The organism is Streptomyces sp. NPDC127038 (assembly GCF_042725875.1).
Lineage (GTDB): Bacteria > Actinomycetota > Actinomycetes > Streptomycetales > Streptomycetaceae > Streptomyces.
Map to the genome: position 1 here is coordinate 43,579 of NZ_JBHXDQ010000013.1, position 22,083 is coordinate 65,661.

At 71.7% G+C, this 22,083-nt stretch carries 17 protein-coding genes; 5 read left to right on the top strand and 12 right to left on the bottom strand.

Going from position 1 to position 22,083, the window contains the following annotated elements; genetic code table 11:
* The first annotated feature begins 100 nt into the window (after positions 1-100).
* The gene (locus ACFWI4_RS12750) at positions 101-832 is read left to right on the top strand and encodes an NDP-sugar synthase (protein ID WP_385399478.1); all 732 of its coding nucleotides are present in this window, start codon (positions 101-103) and stop codon (positions 830-832) included.
* 206 nt (positions 833-1,038) lie between these two features.
* Here the strand turns inward: ACFWI4_RS12750 and ACFWI4_RS12755 are convergent, their stop codons facing one another.
* The 6 genes from ACFWI4_RS12755 to ACFWI4_RS12780 all read right to left on the bottom strand — a co-directional run bounded on the left by ACFWI4_RS12755 (position 1,039) and on the right by ACFWI4_RS12780 (position 7,900).
* Positions 1,039-2,763 (bottom strand): DoxX family protein, encoded by a 1,725-nt coding sequence (locus ACFWI4_RS12755; protein WP_387194682.1) that lies wholly within the window; start codon positions 2,761-2,763, stop codon positions 1,039-1,041.
* 123 nt (positions 2,764-2,886) lie between these two features.
* Entirely contained in the window at positions 2,887-3,828 is a 942-nt protein-coding gene (rlmB, locus tag ACFWI4_RS12760) for a 23S rRNA (guanosine(2251)-2'-O)-methyltransferase RlmB (RefSeq protein ID WP_385399479.1), read from the bottom strand.
* 119 nt (positions 3,829-3,947) lie between these two features.
* Entirely contained in the window at positions 3,948-5,348 is a 1,401-nt protein-coding gene (cysS, locus tag ACFWI4_RS12765; RefSeq protein WP_339130158.1) for a cysteine--tRNA ligase, read from the bottom strand.
* 434 nt (positions 5,349-5,782) lie between these two features.
* Entirely contained in the window at positions 5,783-6,310 is a 528-nt protein-coding gene (gene ispF, locus ACFWI4_RS12770) for a 2-C-methyl-D-erythritol 2,4-cyclodiphosphate synthase (RefSeq protein WP_387194441.1), read from the bottom strand.
* Positions 6,300-7,052 (bottom strand): 2-C-methyl-D-erythritol 4-phosphate cytidylyltransferase, encoded by a 753-nt coding sequence (ispD, locus tag ACFWI4_RS12775; RefSeq protein ID WP_387194444.1) that lies wholly within the window; start codon positions 7,050-7,052, stop codon positions 6,300-6,302. Before ispD ends, ispF begins: the two co-directional genes overlap by 11 nt.
* 365 nt (positions 7,053-7,417) lie before the next feature.
* Entirely contained in the window at positions 7,418-7,900 is a 483-nt protein-coding gene (locus ACFWI4_RS12780; protein ID WP_003953493.1) for a CarD family transcriptional regulator, read from the bottom strand.
* 746 nt (positions 7,901-8,646) lie between these two features.
* On the opposite strand from ACFWI4_RS12780, the gene ACFWI4_RS12785 reads away from it, so the two are divergent.
* Positions 8,647-9,318, top strand: coding sequence for a DUF461 domain-containing protein (locus ACFWI4_RS12785; protein WP_385399489.1), 672 nt, complete (start codon positions 8,647-8,649; stop codon positions 9,316-9,318).
* Between the two features lie 160 nt (positions 9,319-9,478).
* On the opposite strand, the gene ACFWI4_RS12790 is transcribed toward ACFWI4_RS12785, so the two are convergent.
* Positions 9,479-10,159 carry a response regulator transcription factor gene (locus ACFWI4_RS12790; protein WP_037622332.1) on the bottom strand — a complete coding sequence of 227 codons (681 nt, stop codon included), beginning with the start codon at positions 10,157-10,159 and terminating at the stop codon, positions 9,479-9,481.
* A complete protein-coding gene (locus ACFWI4_RS12795) occupies positions 10,156-11,433 on the bottom strand; it encodes a sensor histidine kinase (RefSeq protein WP_385399493.1) in 1,278 nt (425 codons plus the stop codon). Before ACFWI4_RS12795 ends, ACFWI4_RS12790 begins: the two co-directional genes overlap by 4 nt.
* 231 nt (positions 11,434-11,664) lie before the next feature.
* Between ACFWI4_RS12795 and phoU the strand changes: the two genes are divergently transcribed.
* Positions 11,665-12,354, top strand: coding sequence for a phosphate signaling complex protein PhoU (gene phoU, locus ACFWI4_RS12800; RefSeq protein ID WP_387194449.1), 690 nt, complete (start codon positions 11,665-11,667; stop codon positions 12,352-12,354).
* 899 nt (positions 12,355-13,253) lie between these two features.
* Complete coding sequence (locus ACFWI4_RS12805; protein ID WP_387194452.1) at positions 13,254-16,904, top strand: ATP-binding domain-containing protein; 3,651 nt, start codon at positions 13,254-13,256, stop codon at positions 16,902-16,904.
* A 199-nt stretch (positions 16,905-17,103) separates the two neighbouring features.
* Here the strand turns inward: ACFWI4_RS12805 and ACFWI4_RS12810 are convergent, their stop codons facing one another.
* Positions 17,104-17,847, bottom strand: coding sequence for an alpha/beta hydrolase (locus tag ACFWI4_RS12810; RefSeq protein ID WP_387194455.1), 744 nt, complete (start codon positions 17,845-17,847; stop codon positions 17,104-17,106).
* A gap of 546 nt (positions 17,848-18,393) precedes the next feature.
* Here ACFWI4_RS12810 and ACFWI4_RS12815 point away from each other — a divergent pair.
* Positions 18,394-19,005: a hypothetical protein gene (locus ACFWI4_RS12815; RefSeq protein ID WP_387194458.1), complete on the top strand. Its 612-nt coding sequence runs from the start codon at positions 18,394-18,396 to the stop codon at positions 19,003-19,005.
* A gap of 120 nt (positions 19,006-19,125) precedes the next feature.
* Here the strand turns inward: ACFWI4_RS12815 and ACFWI4_RS12820 are convergent, their stop codons facing one another.
* The 3 genes from ACFWI4_RS12820 to ACFWI4_RS12830 form a co-directional block, all read right to left on the bottom strand.
* Complete coding sequence (locus ACFWI4_RS12820) at positions 19,126-19,761, bottom strand: DUF6461 domain-containing protein (protein WP_387194460.1); 636 nt, start codon at positions 19,759-19,761, stop codon at positions 19,126-19,128.
* Positions 19,762-20,350: 589 nt separating this feature from the next.
* Positions 20,351-20,920: a DUF4232 domain-containing protein gene (locus ACFWI4_RS12825; RefSeq protein WP_387194462.1), complete on the bottom strand. Its 570-nt coding sequence runs from the start codon at positions 20,918-20,920 to the stop codon at positions 20,351-20,353.
* A gap of 428 nt (positions 20,921-21,348) precedes the next feature.
* Positions 21,349-21,849 (bottom strand): hypothetical protein, encoded by a 501-nt coding sequence (locus tag ACFWI4_RS12830; protein ID WP_387194465.1) that lies wholly within the window; start codon positions 21,847-21,849, stop codon positions 21,349-21,351.
* Between the last annotated feature and the right edge of the window lie 234 nt (positions 21,850-22,083).

Here is a 22,083-nt window from a genome sequence, read left to right on the forward strand (position 1 = left end):
CGGTCTCGCGCGCCGGCCGGTTCCGGGCAGCCCGGTAGGAGCTGCTTAAGGAACGGCCGTCACGCGATTCCGCGTGCGGGGCGCCACGTACAGTTCGGACATGACCGATCCGAACGCCGCGTCGCGCCCCGTTCAAGCCGTCGTCCTGGCCGGCGGCCAGGGCTCCCGGCTGCGTCCCTACACCGACGACCGGCCCAAGCCGATGGTCGAGATCCCCGGCACCGGGACACCGATCATCGGCCACCAGCTGACCTGGCTCGCCGAAGAAGGCGTGACCGACGTGGTCGTCTCCTGCGGTCACCTCGCCGAGGTCCTCCAGAAGTGGCTCGACTCCGCCGACCTCCCGCTCTCCGTCACGACGGTCGTCGAGACCGAGCCCCTCGGCCGCGGCGGCGGCCTGAAGTACGCCGCCGCGCATCTGCCGCACCCCGAGCTGCCCTGGTACGCGACGAACGGTGACATCTGGACCCGTTTCTCGCTGCGCGACATGGCCGACTTCCACACCGAGCGCGACGCCGTCGCCACGCTCGCGCTCGCCCGTCCGCGCATCCCGTGGGGCGCCGTGAAGACGGACGGCTTCGGGCACATCACGGACTTCATCGAGGCGCCGCCCTCCACGTTCGAGATCAACGCGGGCGTGTACGTCTTCTCGCCCGAGTTCACCGAGATGCTCCCCGAGCGCGGCGACCACGAGCGCACCACGTTCCCGCGCCTGGCCCGCGAGCGCCGGCTGTCCGGCTTCCCGATCCCGCAGGGTGCCTACTGGCGCGCCATCGACACCGCCAAGGACCTCACGGAGGCGGCGAAGGAACTCGCCGCCCTGGGCCGCTAGAGAGACACGGGCCCCGCCCTCACGGCCTTGGCCGACCAGAGGCACCGAACCCCGCCCTCACGGCCTTCCCGACACCCGGAGGCCCCGAGCCCGGGCAAGGCCCCCGGAAGCTCCGACAGGACCGCGAACACAGCACGAGGACAGGGCCCCGCACACCATGTGCGGGGCCCTGTCCTCGTGGTGTCCGCCCGGGAGGGCGGCGGGTCTCAGCCCAGCAGGCCGCCCACCAGCCCCGGCTGCCCGGTGGAGGAGCTCCCGCCCGTCGACGTACCGGCCGAGGTGCCCGTACCGCCCGTACCGCCGGCGCCACCGCCGGTGCTGCCGCCGGTCGCCGTGCCGCCGCCGCTGGAGGGACCCGCGCTGGTGCTCGGGGCCCGGCCGGCCGGCGCGGAGTGCTGCGGCGGGGCCTGGCCTGTGCCCTGGGTCTGGCTGGGCTGCTGCCCGCCGCCGGACGGGCCGCCGGTCTCCTGGGTCGCCCCCGGGGTGGCCGAGTGCGACGGGGTCGCGGAGCTGCTGTGCGTGGGCGCCTGGGAGGCCGAGGGGGTGGCCTTCTGGTGCCGCTCGCCCGGAGTCTCCGGGAGCGGGGAGCCCGGCAGCTCGTTGCGCGGGGCCTCGCCGGGACCCGGAACGACGATCCGGCTGGAGTCGCGCACTGCGCCGCCGAGGAGCGAGCCGACGAGCAGGGTCAGACCCACGACGACGGCGGTGAGCAGCGCGCCGCGCCGCAGCACGCGGGCCCGCAGGTCCCAGATGTCGGCGCGCGGCCCCAGCGTCCGCCAGGCCTCGCCGGAGAGCCGTCCGTCGGCGGAGTAGACCGGGGCGCCCGCGATGATCAGCGGGGACCAGGCGGCGAGGTAGATGATGTCGGGCGCGTCGTACACCGGCACGGTCTTCCAGCTGACGGTGACGATGAGCGCCGCGGACAGCGCCGCGCCGACGACCGCCGCCACCCGCTGCCACAGTCCGAGGACGGTCAGGACGCCCACGATGACCTGGAAGAAGGCGATGACGAGCCCGGAGCCGACGGGGTGCTGGAGCGCGAACTGCCGCAGCGGCTCGGCGACTTCCCACGGGTGCAGGGTGTTGAGCCACTTCACCATGGAGCCGCGCTTGCCGCCGTCGAAGTAGACGGGGTCGCAGAGCTTGCCCATGCCCGCGTACACGGAGATGAAGCCGAGGAAGACGCGCAGCGGGAGCAGCACCACGCCGAGGTTCATCCGGCGCCCGGGGTGATAGGCGTGCCGCACCGTGTCGGAGCCGCGGCGCCTGACGGGCGCCTCGTCCTCCGGGTCGTCGAAGCGGTCGTCCTCGTAGCCGTCGTCGTCCCCGAAACCGGCGTCCGTGTAGGCGGGTTCGCCGTACGACGGCCCTCCGTACGCGGGCCCGCCGTACCGCGGTTCGTCGTAGGCGCTGCCCACGCCGCGCATCTGGGGCAGCAGCCGCTGCTCGTCGCCGAGGGGGGCGCGCTGGCTGCCGACGAGGGGCGTCTCGACCGTGTCGACGCCCAGATCGCCCGCGTAGCCCGGCTGTTCGCCGATCCTCGGGATGACCTGGGTCGAACCGGCGTCCGCCGCCGGTCCGTTGGAGCCGTGGGGCACGCCCGCGGTCCGTACGGCCTGGAGCAGGCGATGGGCGCCGGTGTCGTCCGGCGCGGACTTGCCGCTCCAGACGACGGGCGCGCGGCGGCGGGCCCCGCCGGCCGGACCGGCCCCGCCCGCTCGGCCCGGCGCGCCGGCGCCGGGAGAGCCCAGGTGCCGCGCGATGCGCGGGGACTGGCCCCGTGACGCACCCGCCAGCTGGACGCGGAAGCTCGCATGGTTGACGATGACCTGCGCCGGATCGCTCGGCACCTTCACCATGCTCAGCGCGGGAACGTCGTCGAATCCCGACGAGCGGTCCCCCGTGGGTGTGCGGGGTGTTCTGGTGTCCACACTCATCTAACCGAGTGACGTGTGGTTAGGACACTGCTTTGACCACGCCGAACTGTCCGGACCGCGTCAAGATCGTTCCGGAGGGCCCGGGCGCTCCCCGAGGGTGAGCTCCCGGGCGTCCGTTCAGGCGCGGCGGCGCGCCGCCTCGTACAGCACGACTCCCGCCGCGACACCGGCGTTCAGGGACTCCGCGCCACCGGGCATCGGGATCCGCACCCGGAAGTCGCAGGTCTCGCCGACGAGCCGGGACAGGCCCTTGCCCTCGCTGCCGACGACGATGACGACGGGGCCGCCCAGGGCCTCCAGGTCACCGACCTCGACCTCGCCGTCGGCGGCCAGGCCGACCACCACGAGACCGGCCTTCTTGTACGACTCCAGGGCGCGCGTCAGGTTCGCGGCGCGCGCGACGGGCGTACGGGCGGCGGCACCGGCCGACGTCTTCCAGGCACCGGCGGTCATGCCGGCCGCGCGGCGCTCGGGCACGACCACGCCGTGGCCGCCGAACGCGGAGGCGGAACGGACGACCGCGCCGAGGTTGCGCGGGTCGGTCACCCCGTCGAGGGCGACGATCAGCGGGTCGGCGCCCTCGTCGTACGCGGCGGCGGCGAGGTCCTCGGGGTGCGCGTACTCGTACGGCGGGACCTGGAGGACGAGACCCTGGTGGTTGAGCCCGTTGGTCATGCGGTCCAGCTCGGGGCGCGGGGCCTCCATCAGGTGGATGCCGCCGCGCTCGGCGACGAGCTGGAGCGCCTCGCGGACCCGCTCGTCGTTGTCGATGAACTGCTGGACGTACAGCGTCGTGGCGGGCACGCCCTCGCGCAGCGCCTCGACGACGGGGTTGCGGCCGACGACCATCTCGGACGTGCCCTTGCCGCCGCGGCCGCGGGGCGCGGGGCGGCGCACGGCCTGCTTCGCCTTGGCGCCCGCGATGCGGTTCTTCTTGTGACCCTTGCGCATCTCGGCGGGCGGGGTCGGGCCCTTGCCCTCCAGGCCCCGGCGCCGCTGGCCGCCACTGCCGACCTGCGCGCCCTTCTTGCCGGACATGCGGCGGTTGTTAGCAGCCATGACCTACCTGTCTGTGTGAGACGTGCGTGCGTACGTATATGCAGTGTGCCGCCCGGAGGTCCGGGCGGCACAATCGATCAAGGCCGACCGGGGCCGGCCGGGACCGCCGGAGCGGGCGGTCAGCGGGGTCCGAGCGTCCAGCGCGGACCCTGCGGGCCGTCCTCGATGACCAGTCCCGACTGGTTGAGCTGGTCGCGGATGGCGTCCGCGGCGGCCCAGTCCTTGCGGGCGCGGGCGGCCTCACGCTGGTCGAGGACGAGGTGGACGAGGGTGTCGACGACTCCGTGCAGATCGTCGCCGCGGTCGCTCTCCTCGGCCCACGCCGGGTCGAGCGGGTCGAGTCCGAGGACGCCGAGCATGGCCCGTACCTCGGCGAGGCGGGCGACGGCGGCTTCCTTGTCGTCGGCGGCCAGGGCGGAGTTCCCCTGGCGGACCGTCGTGTGCACGATGGCGAGCGCCTGCGGGACGCCGAGGTCGTCGTCCATCGCCTCGGCGAACGCGGGCGGCACCTCGGCGGCGGGCTCGACGACGCCCCCCGCCTTCTCGACCACGCGCTGCACGAAGCCCTCGATCCGCGCGAACGCCGACTCGGCCTCGCGCAGGGCGCCTTCGCTGTACTCGATCATCGAGCGGTAGTGCGGGGTGCCGAGGTAGTAGCGCAGCACGATGGGGCGCCAGACCTTGGTCATCTCGGAGACGAGGACCGAGTTCCCGAGGGACTTGGACATCTTCTCGCCGCTCAGGGTGACCCAGGCGTTGTGCACCCAGTACTTCGCGAACTCGTCCCCGAAGGCCTTGGCCTGCGCGATCTCGTTCTCGTGGTGCGGGAAGATCAGGTCGATGCCGCCGCCGTGGATGTCGAAGGCGCTGCCCAGGTACTTGTGGGCCATCGCCGAGCACTCCAGGTGCCAGCCCGGACGGCCGCGGCCCCAGGGCGTCTCCCAGCTCGGCTCGCCCGGCTTCACGGCCTTCCACATGGCGAAGTCGCGCGGGTCGCGCTTTCCGGTCTCGCCCTCGCCCGAGGGCTGGAGCAGATTGTCCAGTTCCTGGTTGGAGAGCTGGAGATAGCCCTCGAACGACCGCACGTCGAAGTAGACGTTCCCGTCGGCCGCGTAGGCGTGACCGCGCTCGATGAGGCCGCGCATCATCTCGATCATCTCGGGGATGTGACCGGTGGCGCGGGGCTCGTACGTGGGCGGCAGGCAGCCGAGCACGTCGTAACCCTCGTTGAAGGCGCGCTCGTTGTCGTAGCCGATGGACCACCAGGGGCGGCCCTGGTCGGCCGACTTGGCGATGATCTTGTCGTCGATGTCCGTGACGTTGCGGATGAACGTCACGTCATAGCCGCGGTACGCGAACCAGCGGCGCATGATGTCGAAGTTGAGGCCCGAGCGGATGTGCCCGATGTGCGGTGCGGCCTGCACGGTGGCGCCACACAGGTAGATCGAGACGCAACCCGGCACGAGCGGGGTGAAGTCACGGATCTGCCGGGCGCTGGTGTCGTACAGGCGAATGGTCACCACTCCAGGGTAGTGGGCCCCGGGTAGTGCCCCGCGCCCCTTTCCCCGGCAAGGCCATGTATTCGTGACATACGGGGGGCGCTCGCCGGCCGCCCGATGCCCGGGGAGGAGCCCCTGCCCCGAACGAGAGCCCCTGGACCGGGGGTCCGCGGCCCGAACGAGAGCCCCGGGACCGGGGGTCCGCGGCCCGGACGCCGGCCGGAGGCGGGGCCCCCACCGGACCGACGGCGGCCCGGCCGGGGGGGAGCCCGCCGGGTGAACGGCAACCGGGCGACGGCCGGACTCCGGGCCGGGCAGGGAGCCCGCCGGGTGAACGGCAACCGGGCGACGGCCCGCGGCCGGGCCGGGGAGCGCCGGAACGCCCGCCGCTCCCCGCCCGGTTCCCCTTGTTCCGCCGGCCGGTGTTCAGCCCGCGTCGTTCCGCCGGCCGGTGTTCAGCCCGCGCGGACGACCAGTGCCGTGGCGACCGCCATCAGGCCCTCGCCGCGGCCCGGGAAGCCGAGGCCGTCCGTCGTGGCGCCCGAGACCGACACCGGCGCCCCGGCCGCGTCCGACAGGATCTTCTGGGCCTCGTCCCGCCGCTTGCCGATCTTCGGGCGGGGTCCGACGACCTGGACGGCGACATTGCCGATCACGAAGCCGGCCTCGCGGACGATCCGCGCCGCCTCCGTCAGCAGCACGGTCCCCGGCGCTCCGGACCACTCCGGGCGCCCGGTGCCGAAGTGGGCCCCGAGGTCACCGAGGCCCGCCGCCGAGAAGAGCGCGTTGCACGCGGCGTGCGCGACGACGTCGGCGTCGGAGTGCCCGGCCAGTCCGGGTCCCTCCCCCTCCCACTTCAGACCGGCGCACCACAGCTCCCGGCCCTCCTCGAAGGCGTGGATGTCAGTGCCGATCCCGACCAGCGGGAGCACCAGCGGACCCTGGGCGGCTCCGGCCGCCCGCTCCGGTGTCTCAGAACCCATCGTTGAGCCTCCGCCGCGCGAGAACCGCCTCCGCCAGCACCAGGTCCAGCGGGCGCGTCACCTTGAACGCCTCCTCGTGGCCCGGCACGACGACGACCCGCACGCCCAGCCGCTCGACCATGCTCGCGTCGTCCGTGACGTCGTCGGTGACCGTCTCGTGGGCGCGCAGCAGCGTCTCGCGGTCGAAGCCCTGGGGCGTCTGCACGGCGCGCAGCCGCGCCCGGTCGGGGGTGGCCACCACCGGCTCGGTCTCCCCGGCGACGGCCGCCGGCTCGACCTCCTTGACGGTGTCGGCGAGCGGCAGCGCCGGTACGACGGCGGCGGAGCCGTCCCGTACCGCCTCGATGACGGCGTCCACGGTGTCGACGGGCACGAGCGGCCGGGCCGCGTCGTGCACCAGGACGATGTCGAAGCCGGGCGGCAGCGCGTCGAGGCCGTACTTCACGGACTCCTGGCGGCTGTCACCGCCGGGGACGACGACGAAGTCGGTGCGCTCGGGCAGCGCGTGCGCGTCGAGGAGCGACTTGACCTCGGCCGTGCCGTCCGGCGGAGCCACGACGACGACCAGGGAGACGGCCCTGGACGCGGCCATCGCGCGGACCGCGTGGATGAGCATGGGCGTGCCGTTCAGCGCGCGGAGCGCCTTGGGGGCGCCCGGACCGAGGCGCACACCTCGTCCGGCGGCCGGGATCACGGCGGCGGTGCGGGCCTCCGACGGCGAAGGGAGCGAAACGTCAGACATCGGTTCCTGTCAGGTTTGTGTGCTCGACCGGGATGGGTATGGCCTGGGGGTACCCCCCGCTCGGGGAGCTGGGGGAACGCCGGGCGCGACGCCTTGACCGGACCCTTCCGTGACATCCGGTCAAGTCGACCACCCGGGTCGGTGTCCCAGTATCGGATACGGATCGGATACGCCGGTATACCTCGGGAAAGCCGATGCCGGGTGAACACCCGGTTTACCGAATGGGTGCGGGTACGAACATGCCGCAGCGCCCGGCGACAGCAATAGAGTAATTGCGTCATCGGGCACCGCGGCATTTTCATTGCGCTGCTGCGCGGGCTTGGGCGTACGTCAAGACGACGGGCGTCTCGGCGACTGAGCCGGCGTCAGGACGCGAGGACCTCGTCGAGCAGGGCCTCGGCCTTGTCCTCGTTGGTGTTCTCCGCGAGGGCGAGCTCGCTCACCAGGATCTGGCGCGCCTTGGCGAGCATGCGCTTCTCACCTGCGGAGAGTCCGCGCTCGCGCTCACGACGCCACAGGTCACGCACGACTTCCGCGACCTTGATGACATCGCCGGAGGCGAGCTTCTCCAGATTTGCCTTGTAGCGACGCGACCAGTTCGTGGGCTCCTCGGCGTACGGCGCGCGCAGCACCTCGAAGACCCGGTCCAGCCCGTCCTGACCGACCACATCACGCACGCCGACGAACTCCGCATTGTCCGCTGGCACACGTACCGTCAGGTCACCCTGGGCGACCTTCAGCACCAAGTAGGTCTTGTCCACGCCTTTGATCTGGCGAGTTTCGATGGCCTCGATCAGCGCGGCCCCGTGATGGGGATAGACCACGGTGTCGCCAACCTTGAACGTCATGTGACAGGTACCCCTTCCGTGGCTATCCAGAGTAACACGGAAACGGCGTCTTCTGAATGGCGTTTTCGCAGGTCAGGGCATATCTCGGGGCTTGACAACCGCAACCGGAACGTGCTGCGAGGGGCGAGCGGAAGAGGGTATTCGCAGGTCGGAGCCGCTGTCCATGCGGAGTGAAACGCGTACGTTACACACACCCGGGGCCCGCCGCCAGGGTCCGAACATCCCGTTTTGTCCTGCTCCAAGAGCGCGACTTCCGCTACTCCGTTCGATGGACGGAGCCGAGTACGAGACGAATCCGGAATTGATCAAGAAGTTCCGTGATCACCCGCTCATCGGCCCTGGACACCTCCGTGATCCTTTTCCCGGAGAGCCGGACATTCATTCCATGAAATGCGCAAGCCGAAGTCCGCGGAACACTGTGCGGAACTTATGTGAATGGCGGGGCCCGCGGCCGAAGCGGCGGCGGGAGCCGCCGGAGCGGACCGTGACCGGCGGGGCGCACGCCCGGCGCGACGGAGCCCGCGGACGCGCCTCCCCCCGCCCTCTCCCCCGTCCTCTCCCCCGTCCTCTCCGGGGGGCCGGGCGGACCCCCGGTTCCCCCCGGACGGGCAAAGTCGGCGCCTTGGGGAGGGTCGGGTGCGGTCCCGCGGGAACGGATCGGTAACCTAAGGCCGCTGACAGACCCTTAGGGCGGCTTTACACAGAGGTCGCCCTGCTTCGCCCACGTTCAAGGAGTTGCCGCCGCCGTGAGCAGCAGCCTTCGACGCGGCACTCTCGCCGCCGCCGTCATCGCGTTCTCGATCGCCTCGCTCGCCGCGTGTGGCGCAGGCAGCGACGCCCAGACGCTGGAGGTCAAGCCGGACAACGCGGCCACCTCCGTGGGCGTCATCAAGGTCCAGAACGCGCTCGTCATCACCCAGCCCGACGTGAAGGCCACCGGTCCGGCCGTGGTCTCCGCGACGCTGTTCAACAACGGGACCACCCCGCAGACCCTGGACTCGGTCAGCGTCGAGGGCGAGGGCACCGCCCAGATCACGCCCGCGAGCGGCAAGGGCAAGCTGACCGTCCCGCCCGGCGGCTCGGTCGTCCTCGGCGGCAAGGGCAACGCCTCCGCGGCCCTGTCCAGCCCCTCGCAGACCGTCCTGAACGGCAGTGTCCAGAAGGTCACCTTCACCTTCAGCCAGACCGGTGACGTGAGCCTGGGCGCCTACATCGTCCCGGCCGAGAGCTACTTCTCGAAGTGGGGCCCGAGCGACATCCCGTCGGCGCCCGCCTCGCCCTCCGCCCCGGCCGGTTCGCCGTCCGCGTCGGTCACGGGCTCCCCCTCGCCGTCGGGCTCCGCGTCGGGCAAGCCCGGCACGTCCGCCTCGGCGAAGGCCACCGCCTCCACCTCCGCGTCGGCGTCCGCCGGCCAGTGACGCCGGACGCGGGCTGGGACAGCCGCGCACAGCGGTCCGTACATCTACGCCGAAGGGCGGGACCCCCTCTCCGGGGATCCCGCCCTTCGGCGTGTGCGCCGTACCGGTGCGCCGTACGGGCGTGTCGTACGGGCGTGTCGTGCGCGGTGACCGGGCCGGTCTACGGCTCGAACTTGTAGCCGAGACCGCGGACCGTCACCAGGTAGCGGGGCGCGCCCGGGTCCGGCTCGATCTTGGCGCGCAGACGCTTGACGTGGACGTCGAGGGTCTTGGTGTCACCGACGTAGTCGGCGCCCCACACCCGGTCGATGAGCTGCATACGGGTCAGCACGCGGCCCGCGTTGCGCAGCAGCATCTCCAGGAGGTCGAACTCCTTCAGCGGAAGGTCGACCTTGCCGCCGGAGACGGTGACGACGTGACGGTCGACGTCCATCCGGACGGGACCGGCCTCCAGAGCGGCCGGGGCGACCTCCTCCGGCTCCCCGCGACGGCGCAGGACGGCCCGGATGCGGGCGACCAGCTCACGGGAGGAGAAGGGCTTGGTGACGTAGTCGTCGGCTCCTATTTCGAGGCCGACGACCTTGTCGATCTCGCTGTCCTTGGCGGTGACCATGATCACCGGGACGTTGGAGCGGCCGCGCAGCTGGCGGCAGACCTCGGTGCCGGGCAGGCCCGGCAGCATCAGGTCGAGGAGGACGAGGTCGGCGCCGTTGCGCTCGAACTCGTCCAGTCCGTCGGGCCCCGTGGTCGCGATGGCGACCTCGAAGCCCTCCTTGCGGAGCATGTACGACAGGGCGTCCGAGAAGGACTCCTCGTCCTCGACGACGAGCACACGGGTCACGGAAGGACCTCCGGGGCAGGAAGCGGTTCGTACGGGGATGTGACGGTGGTCGTCCCGTCGGGCTGCCCGGTCTCGTTCTCTTCGTCGAGTCCGGGCATGTGGTGATCGGTGACGCGCTCGCGGGCCGCACTCGCCTCCGGCAGCCGCAGGGTGAACGTGGAGCCCTGACCCTCGGAGCTCCACACCGTGACCTCCCCGCCGTGCGAGGCGGCCACGTGCTTGACGATCGCCAGCCCGAGGCCCGTACCGCCGGTGGCACGGGAGCGGGCGGGATCGACTCGGTAGAAGCGCTCGAAGATGCGCTCCTTGTCCTTGTCCGAGATGCCGATGCCCTGGTCGGTCACGGCGATCTCGATGTGCTCCCCGCCGGGCGCGGTCACCCGGCGGGCGGCTATGCCGACGCGGGTGCGGGCGGGCGAGTAGTTCACGGCGTTCTCGACGAGGTTGCCGAGGGCCGCCGCGAGCTGGCCCCGGTTCCCCCACAGGCTCAGGTCGGCCGTTCCGCCGGCCGCCATGGTGATCTGCTTCGCGCCGGCCTGGTGGCGGCAGCGGTCGATCGCCTCGGCGACGAGTTCGTCGACCCGTACGGGCTCGGCGTCTTCCAGGGGGTCGTCGTTCTGCACCCTCGACAGGTCGATGAGCTCCTGTACGAGGTTGGTGAGCCGGGTGGCCTCTATCTGCATGCGGCCGGCGAAGCGCTCGACCGCCTCCGGGTCGTCCGAGGCGTCCATGACGGCCTCGGAGAGCAGGGAGAGCGCTCCTACGGGAGTCTTGAGCTCGTGGCTGACGTTCGCGACGAAGTCCCGCCGTACCGCCTCGATGCGGCGCGCCTCGGTCAGGTCCTCCACGAGCAGCAGGACCAGCCGCGATCCGAGGGGGGCCACTCTCGCCGAGACGGCGAGTGCCTCTCCCCGGCCGGTGCCCCTTCTCGGCAGATCCAGTTCCACCTGGCGTATCTCCCCGTCACGGCGGGTGTCACGCGCCATGTGGAGCATCGGTTCGACGGCCAGTTTGCCGCCGCGCACCAGTCCGAGGGCGTACGCCGCCGAGCTGGCCTTGACCACGGCGTCCGCTTCGTCGAGCACGACCGCCGAGGACCTCAGCACGGACAGCACGGTGTCGACGCCGGGCGGAAGGACCGCGTCCGTGTGCAGGGAGGTGCGGGTGGGGCGTTTCTGGTCGCGCTCGCTCCAGCGGAACGCCAGCATGGCGATGACACCGGTGAGCACTCCGGCGATCGCTGCCGCTGCGGCGACCGCCGCGTTCACGTCCATGCACCCAGGTTAGGCATGGCGTAGCTCCTGGCCACAGCCATCAGCGTGCGAGCTCGAACACTCGTCGCCCAGAGTTCACCCAGGAGCCAGTACTGATTCACTTGAGGTGTCGGAAACGGACGCGTACGGGGCCGAACGTGGGAGCGTGGGGTTCCAGGGCCCCTCCGGCGGTCGACGCCGCCCGGTCCCGGACCCCGGACCCCGAAGCTGACGTACGAGAGGGACGACCACATGCGTGACGCGTATCACGAGGAACTTGACTCGATCGGCGACGGCCTGGTCGAGATGGCCCGGCTCGTCGGGTCGGCGATCGGGCGCGCCACGACGGCCATCCTCGATTCCGACCTGAAGCTGGCCGAGAGCGTGATCGCCGCCGACCAGCGGGTCGACGATCTCCAGCACGAGCTGGAGGCCCGCGCGATAGCCCTGCTGGCCCGGCAGCAGCCGGTGGCGACGGATCTGCGGATCGTCGTGACCTCGCTGCGGATGTCGGCCGACCTGGAGCGTTCGGGCGACCTGGCGCAGCACGTGGCCAAGCTGGCCCGGCTCCGCTTCCCCGAGCGCGCGATCCCGCACGACCTGCACGCCACGATCCTGGAGATGGGCCAGCTCGCCCAGCGTCTGATGGCCAAGGCCGCCGAGGTGATCATCACCAAGGACGTCGACCTGGCGATGCAGCTGGAGCAGGACGACGACGACATGGACCTGCTGCACCGCACGCTGTTCCAGCACCTGCTGGACGACAAGTGGAAGCACGGCATCGAGACCGCCGTCGACGTGACCCTCCTCGGCCGCTACTACGAGCGCTTCGCCGACCACGCCGTCTCGGTCGCCAAGCGGGTCGTCTACCTGGTCACCGGCGAGCACGCCGACGAGCTCCAGTCGGACATCCAGCCGGTCACGGGGGCCGAGACCGCATAACCCTCCGGGGCGGCCACCAGCCCCTCGACCTCCCCCGGCCCACACGGCAGGCCCACCCGCCCGCCCGCACCCGAGCCGGGGAGGCCGACCGGCGTTCCCCGGCGCAGGTCGCGAGGGCCTTCGGCCCTGCCGGGCGGGCGTCGGACCTCGGCCTTCGTCGCCCTGGCCGCGAGGGCGCTCAGGCTCATCAGGCCCAGCCGTTCCCCCACCGGTTCCACCGGGGGGCGGCTGGGCCCGGCTGTTTTCGGGGGCGTGTCGGGGGGCCGGTTCCTGGGGCCGGTGATGGCCCCGGTGGGTGGGCGGCGTGGTTCTGGTGGTGGGCGCCCCGGCCCGCGTATCGCGCTCCGGGCGCATGGGACGCCTCAGTGCGCCGTTGATGCGCCCGCCGGGCTGGGCATGAGATGAGCGACAGGAGCCGTGCGGCGCGGTGTGTGCCGACGCCTCCTTGCCTGAAGGAGGGACCCATGGCCGAATCCCCCAGCACGCCCGATCCGACCCAGGACCGCGACACCCAACAGCCCGCCGAGATCAAAAGTCTCCCTTTGTTCGGCGCCTGCGGCTGCGGCTCAGGCTGCGGCTGCGGATGCCAGTCGGGCAATCCCTGCCAGTGCGGCTGACCCCGTACAGAGACATGGATACAGAAGGGCCCCGTCGCCACGACGGGGCCCTTCGCCCTTCCTCCCCCGCCCGTCCCGCCCGGCGCGATCCATCGGGACGGCCGCGCGGGCGAAGACGTACACGCGAGGACCGTATGCGCCCGGGCCTGACCGAAATCTGCGCGATTGTGGTGCTGTTGTCCGATTGACCGTGGTCCGACCGGCGAACTCTGCTACCTCTGGGACAGGGGAGGCGGGCCCGGCCCGCGGCGGCGCGAGGGGCGCCGCCAGGAGGGGACACACGTGAGCACGACACCACGGGACGCGGTCATCGCCATCGAACAGAAGGCCGTGGACCGCGCCTACGACTGCTACGAGGCCCGGCTCGCGGAGATGACGTCTCCGTCGGCGGCCGCGGCTTCCGCGAGCGGCAAGGACGGCATCGCGGTCCGCGAGAAGGCGCGGAGCGCGGCGGACGAGTACGGGGGTCTCGGGGGCGAGGCCCTGGTCATCAGCCGCGTCGACGTCCAGGAAGAGGGCGAGGCCGAGCCGGAGACGTTCTACGTCGGACGACGCCACGTCTTCGACACCGAGACCCGCGATCAGGTGGTGGTCTCCTGGACGAACCCGCTGGCCGTGAGCTGGCAGAACGCCCTGCCGGAGACACCGGGCGAAGTGCTCCTGCGGCGACGGTTACGGTGCGCCGGACGCCAGGTCGAGGACTTCCTGGACGAGATATCCCCGGAGGCGCAGCCGCACCCGGGTTCTACGGAGCCGTACCCCGGTTCACCGGAGTCGTATGCCGGTTCAACGGAGCCGCACCCAGGTTCGCCGGAGCCGTACGCAGGTTCGGCGGAACTCGATCCGGACGTGCCCGGGACAACCGCGGCGGGCGAGGACCCCGCGGAGAAGCCGGAAGACGCCGCCGCCCCTCCCGTCGGAGGCCGCCACGCCCGGCCCCGTGCGGTCATCCCGTCACAGCGGCACCCGGCCGGCCGCCGGCGCCAGAAGCCCCAGCCGGTGGACGAGTTCCTCCTGAGGGAGCTGCGCCGGTCCCGCAACGGCCGCATGCGCGACATCGTCGAGACGATCAGACGCGACCAGATGGCCCTGGTCACCCGTTCGCCCGCGGACGTCCTCGTCGTCCAGGGCGGCCCCGGCACCGGAAAGTCCGCGGTCGGCCTGCACCGGGTCACCTGGCTCGTCGGCAACGACCACTTCCGCGCGCAGGACGTCCTGGTCGTCGGACCGCACCAGAACTTCCTGGAGTACGTGGGCCGCGTCCTGCCGACCCTCGGCACCCGGAACGTCACCGCCGTACAGCTGTCCCGCCTCTGGGAAGGGGACGTCCGCGGCACGGACTCCCTCGCCGCGCGGCTGGTGAAGTCCGGCGAACGGATGGCCGCCGTGCTGCGCGGCCGGGTGGAGCGCGAGTGCCGGCCCGAGGCCCTCGACACCGTCGTCTCCGCCCCCTCGCACGCCCAGGACGAACCGGCGTTCGTCGTGGTCGTGGGCGGTACGTCCCTGCGTCTGCCGCGCTCCGAGGTGCTCGGCCTCCTCGACGGCACCCGCGAGGGGCCCGAGCCGTACCGGACGCGCAGGGACCGGTTCCGCACCCTGCTGGTGGACCGGCTGCTGGCCGAACTCGTCCTGGTCGCACCGAGCCGCGGCAGGGACGCGAACGTACGCCGCGACCTGGAGCGCAACCGGCAGGTCACCACCCTCGTGGACCGGATCTGGCCCGCGCTGAGCCCCGAGGAGGCGCTGCGCGGCCTGCTCAACTCGCCCACCAGACTGCGTGAATGCGCCGACGGGATCCTGGACGAGAACGAACAGGCCGCGTTGCAGCGGGAGAAGGCCGAGAGCGCCGCCGAAGAACCCTGGACGGCGGACGACTTGGTGTGTCTGGAGGAGCTGCGTTTCCTCATCGCGGGCGAGAGTCCGCACCGGTACCGGCACATCGTGGTCGACGAGGCCCAGGACCTCACCCCGATGCAGGCGAGATCCCTGCGCCGGCGCTGTCCGACCGGCTCGATGACCGTGCTCGGCGATCTGGCCCAGGCCACCGGGCCGCATTCCTACACCAGTTGGAAGCAGCTGGGCGGCATCCTGTCCGGCGGGGGCGACTGGCGCGTGGCCGAGCTGAACACCAGCTACCGCGTCCCCGCGGAGATCATGGAGTTCGTGGCGCCGCTGGCCCGGGCCGTCGCGCCCTCCCTGCCCTACCCGGCCGCCGTGCGCCGGGCCGGCGACGAGGCCGTACGGCTCGTCCCCACGACCCCCTGGGAGCTGCTGGACGACGCGGCGACCCGTACGGTCCTGCTCGCGGGCACCGACGACGGCCGGTCCCCGCGGTCGATCGCGGTCATCGTCCCCGACGACTCCGACTGGCTGGAGGAGGTCCGCCGGCGCGTCGGCCTGATGGACGGGATGACCGAGGAGATCCTGCGGACCGTGTCCGTGCTGCCCGCCGCGCAGGCCAAGGGCATGGAGTTCGACCACGTTCTGGTCCTGGAGCCTTCGGCCGTCGCCGACCGGAGCCCCGCGGGGCTGCGCCGGCTGTACGTCGCCCTGTCCCGCGCCACCCAGACGCTGACGGTCCTGCACACGACACCGCTGCCGGCCGAACTCGGCCCGGCGGCCGACGGCGGGGACGGTGAAGTCGCCTCCGTCTACGCCTACTTGACGCCCGCGCCGGGACCGTCGGCGACGGGAGCGGGAGCCGGTACCCGCGCGGACGGCGGTGCGCCCGGCGAGGGCTCCGCCGCCGAGGACCTGCCGGTCGGCACACCCGTGGAGCTACGGGTAATCGGCCCCGGCCCGGGCTCCCATCTGAAGGTGAAGGTCCTCTCCCCGGCCACGGAGCGGACCGTCCTGCTCGTCCCCCGGCACGGCGAACCCACCCCGGCCACGGGCTCGCGGCTGGACGGCTGGGTGACGCGTAACGAGGGCCAGTTGAGCCTGGTCTCGGCGGGCGAGTTCGGCCGCCGGCCCGTCTCCTCCCGGATGGCCCCGCGTTACGAGGCCGCGCTCGGCGTCCTGCGGGACATCGCGTACGGCGACGGCGCGCCCCCGCCGGAGACCATGGCCCTCCTCTCCGAGCTCAAGGGCATGGCGGCCCGCTGTCTGAGACGCGACCGGGTCGACTGGCTGAGCGTGTGGCGGCTGCTGGGTTCCGCCGGCCGCGACCGGCTGAGCGATCTGGCGGACCTCGCCCAGCGCACCCGCCAGGCGGTCGCGGCGGGCGACGCCGGCCTGCGGGCCGCCCTCGCGGACGACCCGGCGTTCCGCGACTGGAGCGACACCCTCGACCGGGCCCGGGGCGAGCTCCGCCACCGGATCGACACCGGACCGGAGACGGGGGCGGAGACCGAGAGGCCGCCCGGCACCGGAACGACCACGGCCCCACCGGCCGAGCCGCGCACGACACCCGAACAGAAGGACACCGACCCCATGAACACTGTCGCTCTCCTGAAGACCGACCCCGCCCCGTCAGAGGCCCCGTCAGAGGCCCCGTCAGAGGCACGGACGGCGTGGAGCGAGGCACTCACGCGGCGACTCGACGCCGAGGCGCGGACCGACCGGGACTGCAACACGCACGAGGCCGTGCGCTACGAGTTGAAGGCCGCCCTCCTGCGAGCGGGACTGCGGCCGTCGGACTCCCGGGTCTCCGACGCCACCCTGGAGGGACCCGACGGGCTCTCCCGCTACGAGGTCCTGGGCGCCGACCACTCCGGCTACCCGCAGCTGCGGGCGGGAGCGGCCCGCCTCATCGAACTCGACCGGGTGGAAGGACGTTCCGCGGACATCCGGTACCTGGTCCTGTCCGAACCGCCCACGGACGACTGGGCGCCCGAGGCGATCCGGGAGTCCTTCGGCGTCCACGTTGTATGGCGGACGGAGACGGGCTGGCACGGCCCGGCGGCACGGACGGCGCTGCGCCTGACCGATTGACGGACGCCCGCCCGGCCGGCCGCCCGCGAAGGCCCCCTACCGTCGTACCCGCGCCCCCTGCCCGTGGAGAACCCTCGGGCAGGGGGCGCGGTGCCACGCGCGATCAGTGCCAGCGGCAACCGAGGGAGCGGGAGCGGCCCGGCTCACCTCGGACGAGGACGCGGCCGGACCTCGCCCCGGACCACAGGGCGGTCGGGCCTCACCTCAGATGACGGGCGAAGAACCGGGCCCCCGCCTCCAGCTCGAACTGGGGGACACCGGTGTGCCCGCCGAGGTTGGCGTGCAGGGTCTTCTCCTTGGAGCCGAAGGCGTCGAACAGGTCCAGGGTCGCCTGCCGGTCGTTGCCCTCGTCGTCCCACTGCAACAGGACCTGAAGGGGAACGGTGACCTGCCGGGCCTCCTCCACCATGGCGGCGGGCACGAGCGTCCCGGCGAAGAGACAGGCGGCCCGTACGCGCGGCTCGGCCAGCGCCAGCCGGATCCCGATGGAGATGACCCCTCCCTCGTACCCGACCGGGCCGCCGATCCCGGGCAGCGCCAGGAGGGCGTCCAGGGCCTCCTGCCACTCCGGGACCGCCTTGTCGACCAGCGGGCGGACCAGGGCGTCGACGATCTCGTCGCCGACCGGTCCCCCGGCCTGCATCGCCCGGCGCAGGTCGGCGCGGGCCTGCTCGACGGCGTCCCAGCGGGGCCGGTCACCGCTCCCGGGGAGTTCGATGGTGGCCGCGGCGAAGCCGTACTCCCCCACGTAGTGCCGGGCGCGTCCGGAGATCCGGGGGTAGATCCTCTTCAGCCCGAGCGGGGGGTGGCCGATCAGGATCAGCGGAGTCGGGGTGTCGGGGTCGGCGGAGGCGGGCGTCCACAGGATGCCGGGGATGTCGCCGAGGATGAATTCGCGCTCGAGGACGTCGTCGTCGAGGCGTCGTTCGGAAGTGAAATGCATGGTCGTGCCTTTCGGGAATGCGCTGGAACGGCGCTCCCGGACGACCTATCGCCCGACCGTGACCACGGAGGAGAGCACCCACGTCGATACTGCGTTCACGGGTACCACCTCCTCTTTCGCTCGCACGGCCACAAGGAAAGTAGCAGCGCTCCCGCCCCCGGCCAAACCCTTTTCCCCGGGGACCCGCGGACCGTGCGTCCCGACGAGCCCGTGTCCGGCCCGAGCCGGCACCCAACACCGCGTCGCGCCCTCCGCGGCCGGGCCGTTGTCGGTGGCCGGTGCCGGCTTGCGCGTGGAGTGGGCCCTCGGCTCCCGGCCGATTCGGATCGAGAAGGCATCGACGCCTCTCCCTCTAAGCCCATAAGATGCGGCGCTCGATCCAATCATGATCATGTAAGAGGGGGGCGCGGAATGCTACTGACGTGCCGGAAGTGCCGAGAGCGCGAAGTCGCTTTCGATGGGATCAAGGGCCTGTGTCCGGTCTGTCAGCAGGAGAGCGACCTGTCGAAGCCGCCTCAGCGTCGCGGGCGCAACGACAAGGCGGCGTTGCTGGTCCAGTCCAAGGTGAGTCCCGGCCGGGTCCCGCTGTCGGGCCCGCTGCTCACAGTGTTGGGCGCGGCCGCGGTAGCCATCGCCAACGAGGCCGTACGGTTCTCCGCCGAGCGGACGCGGGCTCACCAATGGGCCCTGGCCGCCGCCGACGACGGCTACGACCGGAAGGCGCTGAGCAGCGCGCTCCAGACGATCAGCACCACGGGCGTGCTGCGCTTCGTGGCGGTCATGGCGGTTCTGTTCGCCTACCAGCGGTGGGCGCGCGCCGGCCATGCGAACGCCATGACGCGCACCGACATCGGGCTGGGGTGGATCAGGGCGCTGCCGGGCGGCAACGGAGTCGTCTGGGCCTACGGCGCGTGGTTCCTGTCGGTCTTCGCCGCGCTCCTCATCCCGCTGGTGACCGGATCCAACGGGACGCCGGACGACTACGAGACCGCGGCGAACATCGACGCCGGCTACAGCCTGCTCCGCATGGTCCTGGCCCTCCTGCTGAGCGCGTTCTGCGTGCAGTTGACCCTCGGCCTGAACAAACTGCTGGCCACACCGCAGACGACGGACCTGGCCCCCGACCCCGTCGAACTGGAGACCGCCACCGAGCAGTGACCCACCCCGGCTCAAGAGGCCCCACGCCACGCGAACACCCCCGACCCGCATCGCGACGCAGGTCGGGGGCGGTGCCCCGAAAGCCACTTCCCCTGGCCCCAAGCCCTGCCGGGTGTCAGGTCACGCCGGTTCCAGCAGAACGGCCGGCAGCGTCCCGCTCACGATCGGGCCCTTCGGCAGCGTGAGCCCGAAGAACTCCTCGACGACACCCAGCGCGGCGCGGTGAACCTCCCTTCCCCTCCGCTCGGGATCCGGGAGGCCGGCGGCCGTGAGCCGCTCCTGCAGCCGGGCGGCTGTGGCGGGGTCGCCGTCGACCTTCTCGTAGCCCCATGACCGGTCCAGGTGCAGATTGAAGGCGGCCAGCAGCCGGCCGTCCTGGAAGTAGGCGAACTGGGGCGGCACCGGCTTGCCGTTCTCCTCCTCGTACTCCAGGAGGCAGACGTGCGCGCCGTCGCGCGAGACCGGTGCCAACGGTCCGAACTCGGCCTGCCAGCCGCCGTACGCGACCGCGTACGTCCAGTCCCCCACCGAGCCGAGGCGCAACCCGATGTCGTCGTAGTCGTCCTCCATGAGCTCCAGGAGCGAGGCTCCCGTGTGGTCCCCGACCGGCACGACCACGTGCTCGGTGTCGTACCGCAGGGCCGCGGCAAGGCGCTCGGCAAGTTCCTGCGGGGAGAGCCCGCGGGCGAGGACCACGTGATAGCCGCCGAAAGCGATGGACTGCCGCTCAGCGAGCCAGGTCGTTCCGTCTGTCATACCCGCCATCCTGCCTGCCACCACTGACAACGCCCGCCGTGAGCAATCCAGTTGGGCTGCCGGCGTGACCGAGGACGGAAAGCCTGTGCGGCCCGGCCGGTCAGGACGGGTGGAAGGCGCGGGCCGACCCCGTCTCGTTCGCCCTGCTGCTCGCCCCTCGGCACCGCGCGCCAAGACCGACGTAGAGGCCGCCGAGAAGGCGGACTTCTTCGGCAGGCGCTATCGCTTCCGCAACCGTCGCCGAACTCCCACCGCGGCCAGATCGAACAGCGCGATGAGACAGCCCATGGTGATCACGGTGGCCCAGGATTCACCCACCCACCAGTGACCCGCCACGCATGCGAGGCCAAGCACCAAGGCACTCATGGCGAGGCCAATCCGACCTCGTGCTGTACGTGACATGACATCTGTCTACACCACCCGGCACAGGTCGAGACATCACCAGGCACCTACGAGTGGCGACGCGCTCACGCCATCGGACTTCGACGGACGCGAGTTCGTGTCATCGGAGTTTGATCACCGCAGGTCAGCGACGCAGCGCACCGAGGCGCATTGTGCCGCTGACCTGCTCGATCTGTGGGGACGGGGGTCAGGAAGGCTTGACCGCCGAGACCGGGGTGACGGTCACCTTGTTGTCGCACTCGGCCCACCACCCGTCGTTCAGGGCGACCTGGTGCTTCCCGGAGTGCGGCAGCCCGATGACCATCGTCGGATACACCGCCGGGGTCTTGCCCGACACGCAGTAGCCGTCGCCCTCCCCCTGGACCTGGACGAAGGTCAGCTTCACCCACGCCTTGCCGTGCGGCCGGACCGTCACGGTGGCCGCCCTGCCGGTGGGGGTGACCTTGAGCGGGGCGTTGTGGGCGGGGGAGCTGTTGCCGGCGCCCGCGACCGTCGGATGGCCCTTCAGGACACACGTCTTCCGGGAGACGTTGGTGAACTGCACGACCGCCGCCCCGGTCCCGGTCCCGACGGGCCGGTGGACGGCCTGCCGGGCGCTGACCTGGAGGGCGGAGGCCGAGCAGGCGGGCGGCGGGGTGGAGGCTGTGGTGCTCGCCGCCATGGCGGTGCCGGGCAGGATGCCGGTCACCGCCGCCGCGGCGGCCGCGACCGCCGTCGTCGCCAGAGCCGCCCTGCGAATGCCGTTGCTGTGACGCATGTTGTCGTCCCCCTGAGTCGTCTCGTCCGCGGGTTTCGGTCGTCGGTCGTTGCCCCGCGGTACGCGTGGTCGTGGTACGTGAGTGCAGATAGGGCGAGTGAGCGGCAGGGTTCTGTGCGGCGACTGCTTGTGACAGAACGGTGACGACAGACTGCACCCGTACAGCCGGCCGCTGCTGACACGCCGAAGGCAACACGCCTTGGAAACAAGGCCGATGCGGCCACTCGACGCGCACCCGTCACGCCCTCACCTTGGGAAGCCGAGGTGATCACGGGAGTGGCACGGCCCCGGGCCCCCTCAACTCGAACTACCGGCGGAACGGTTACTGGTGGCCGGTGTGCTCGTGGGTCGGTCGGGTGTAGCCGCCGGTGGTCGGCTCCGGCCGTTGCGGTTGCCGTGCTTCGCTGCTGTTCCGCAATAGCCCAGAGCTATGACCCATCGGTTTCGGATCTCCCTCGTCGCTGCTCTTCGACACCAAGGCGGAGGATTCGCCAGGCGGGAAGCGGATGCCTGGACTCCCTGGTGACGAACTGCATCATGTCGATCAACATGCGCCGAACCTCCGCATTCGGCACTATCAGGTCATCCCACTGTCCAAAATTTGCACAGAGGCGAACGTTGCTGCTGTCGACGCGTTCAATGCGACAGCTCTCCACCCCCATGGAATGCTCGTCCCCAGCCTCGATCTGCAGCCACGCAAGGAGTAGCGCGGCGGGCATGAACTCGGGCCCGCTCAACGAGACGATCTCCTCCGCCGCCCATCGGACAGCCTCTTGCGTGCCCTCGGGTGCCCGTATCACAGTCATGCCGTAGGCGGGGGCGACGCGATGCATGAGCCCCGCCTCATCCTTGTCCGAGGCCGGGATCTCTTCGAGGCCAAAGACCCAGCGGTTGTCCGGCCACTCATCCTCGTCGTGGACGCCTTGCATGGACGGAGCATGCCACGGGCCTGTTAAGCGGCGGATACCTCAACGGCCGACGCCGGTTCGCCTCGCACGGCCCACAGCCGAGTCCCCAGCACAGCAACAAGCCCCCTACCAACGGAGAACCCGCAGGCAGGGGGCTTGCTGGTGTTGGGTTACTTCTTCTTGCCCTGGGTCTGGCGGGCCCGTCTTCCAGCCCTGGTCGGGAGGGTGTACGCCTCAACTGACCTGCGACATCAC

Bases quoted from the DNA above. Each gene is read 5' to 3' on its own strand.
- ACFWI4_RS12750 (WP_385399478.1), top strand. From the start codon at position 101: ATGACCGATCCGAACGCCGCGTCGCGCCCCGTTCAAGCCGTCGTCCTG.
- rlmB (WP_385399479.1), bottom strand. From the start codon at position 3,828: ATGGCTGCTAACAACCGCCGCATGTCCGGCAAGAAGGGCGCGCAGGTC.
- ispF (WP_387194441.1), bottom strand. From the start codon at position 6,310: ATGGGTTCTGAGACACCGGAGCGGGCGGCCGGAGCCGCCCAGGGTCCG.
- ispD (WP_387194444.1), bottom strand. From the start codon at position 7,052: ATGTCTGACGTTTCGCTCCCTTCGCCGTCGGAGGCCCGCACCGCCGCC.
- ACFWI4_RS12780 (WP_003953493.1), bottom strand. From the start codon at position 7,900: ATGACGTTCAAGGTTGGCGACACCGTGGTCTATCCCCATCACGGGGCC.
- ACFWI4_RS12795 (WP_385399493.1), bottom strand. From the start codon at position 11,433: ATGGACGTGAACGCGGCGGTCGCCGCAGCGGCAGCGATCGCCGGAGTG.
- phoU (WP_387194449.1), top strand. From the start codon at position 11,665: ATGCGTGACGCGTATCACGAGGAACTTGACTCGATCGGCGACGGCCTG.
- ACFWI4_RS12810 (WP_387194455.1), bottom strand. From the start codon at position 17,847: ATGCATTTCACTTCCGAACGACGCCTCGACGACGACGTCCTCGAGCGC.
- ACFWI4_RS12820 (WP_387194460.1), bottom strand. From the start codon at position 19,761: ATGACAGACGGAACGACCTGGCTCGCTGAGCGGCAGTCCATCGCTTTC.
- ACFWI4_RS12825 (WP_387194462.1), bottom strand. From the start codon at position 20,920: ATGCGTCACAGCAACGGCATTCGCAGGGCGGCTCTGGCGACGACGGCG.
- ACFWI4_RS12830 (WP_387194465.1), bottom strand. From the start codon at position 21,849: ATGCAAGGCGTCCACGACGAGGATGAGTGGCCGGACAACCGCTGGGTC.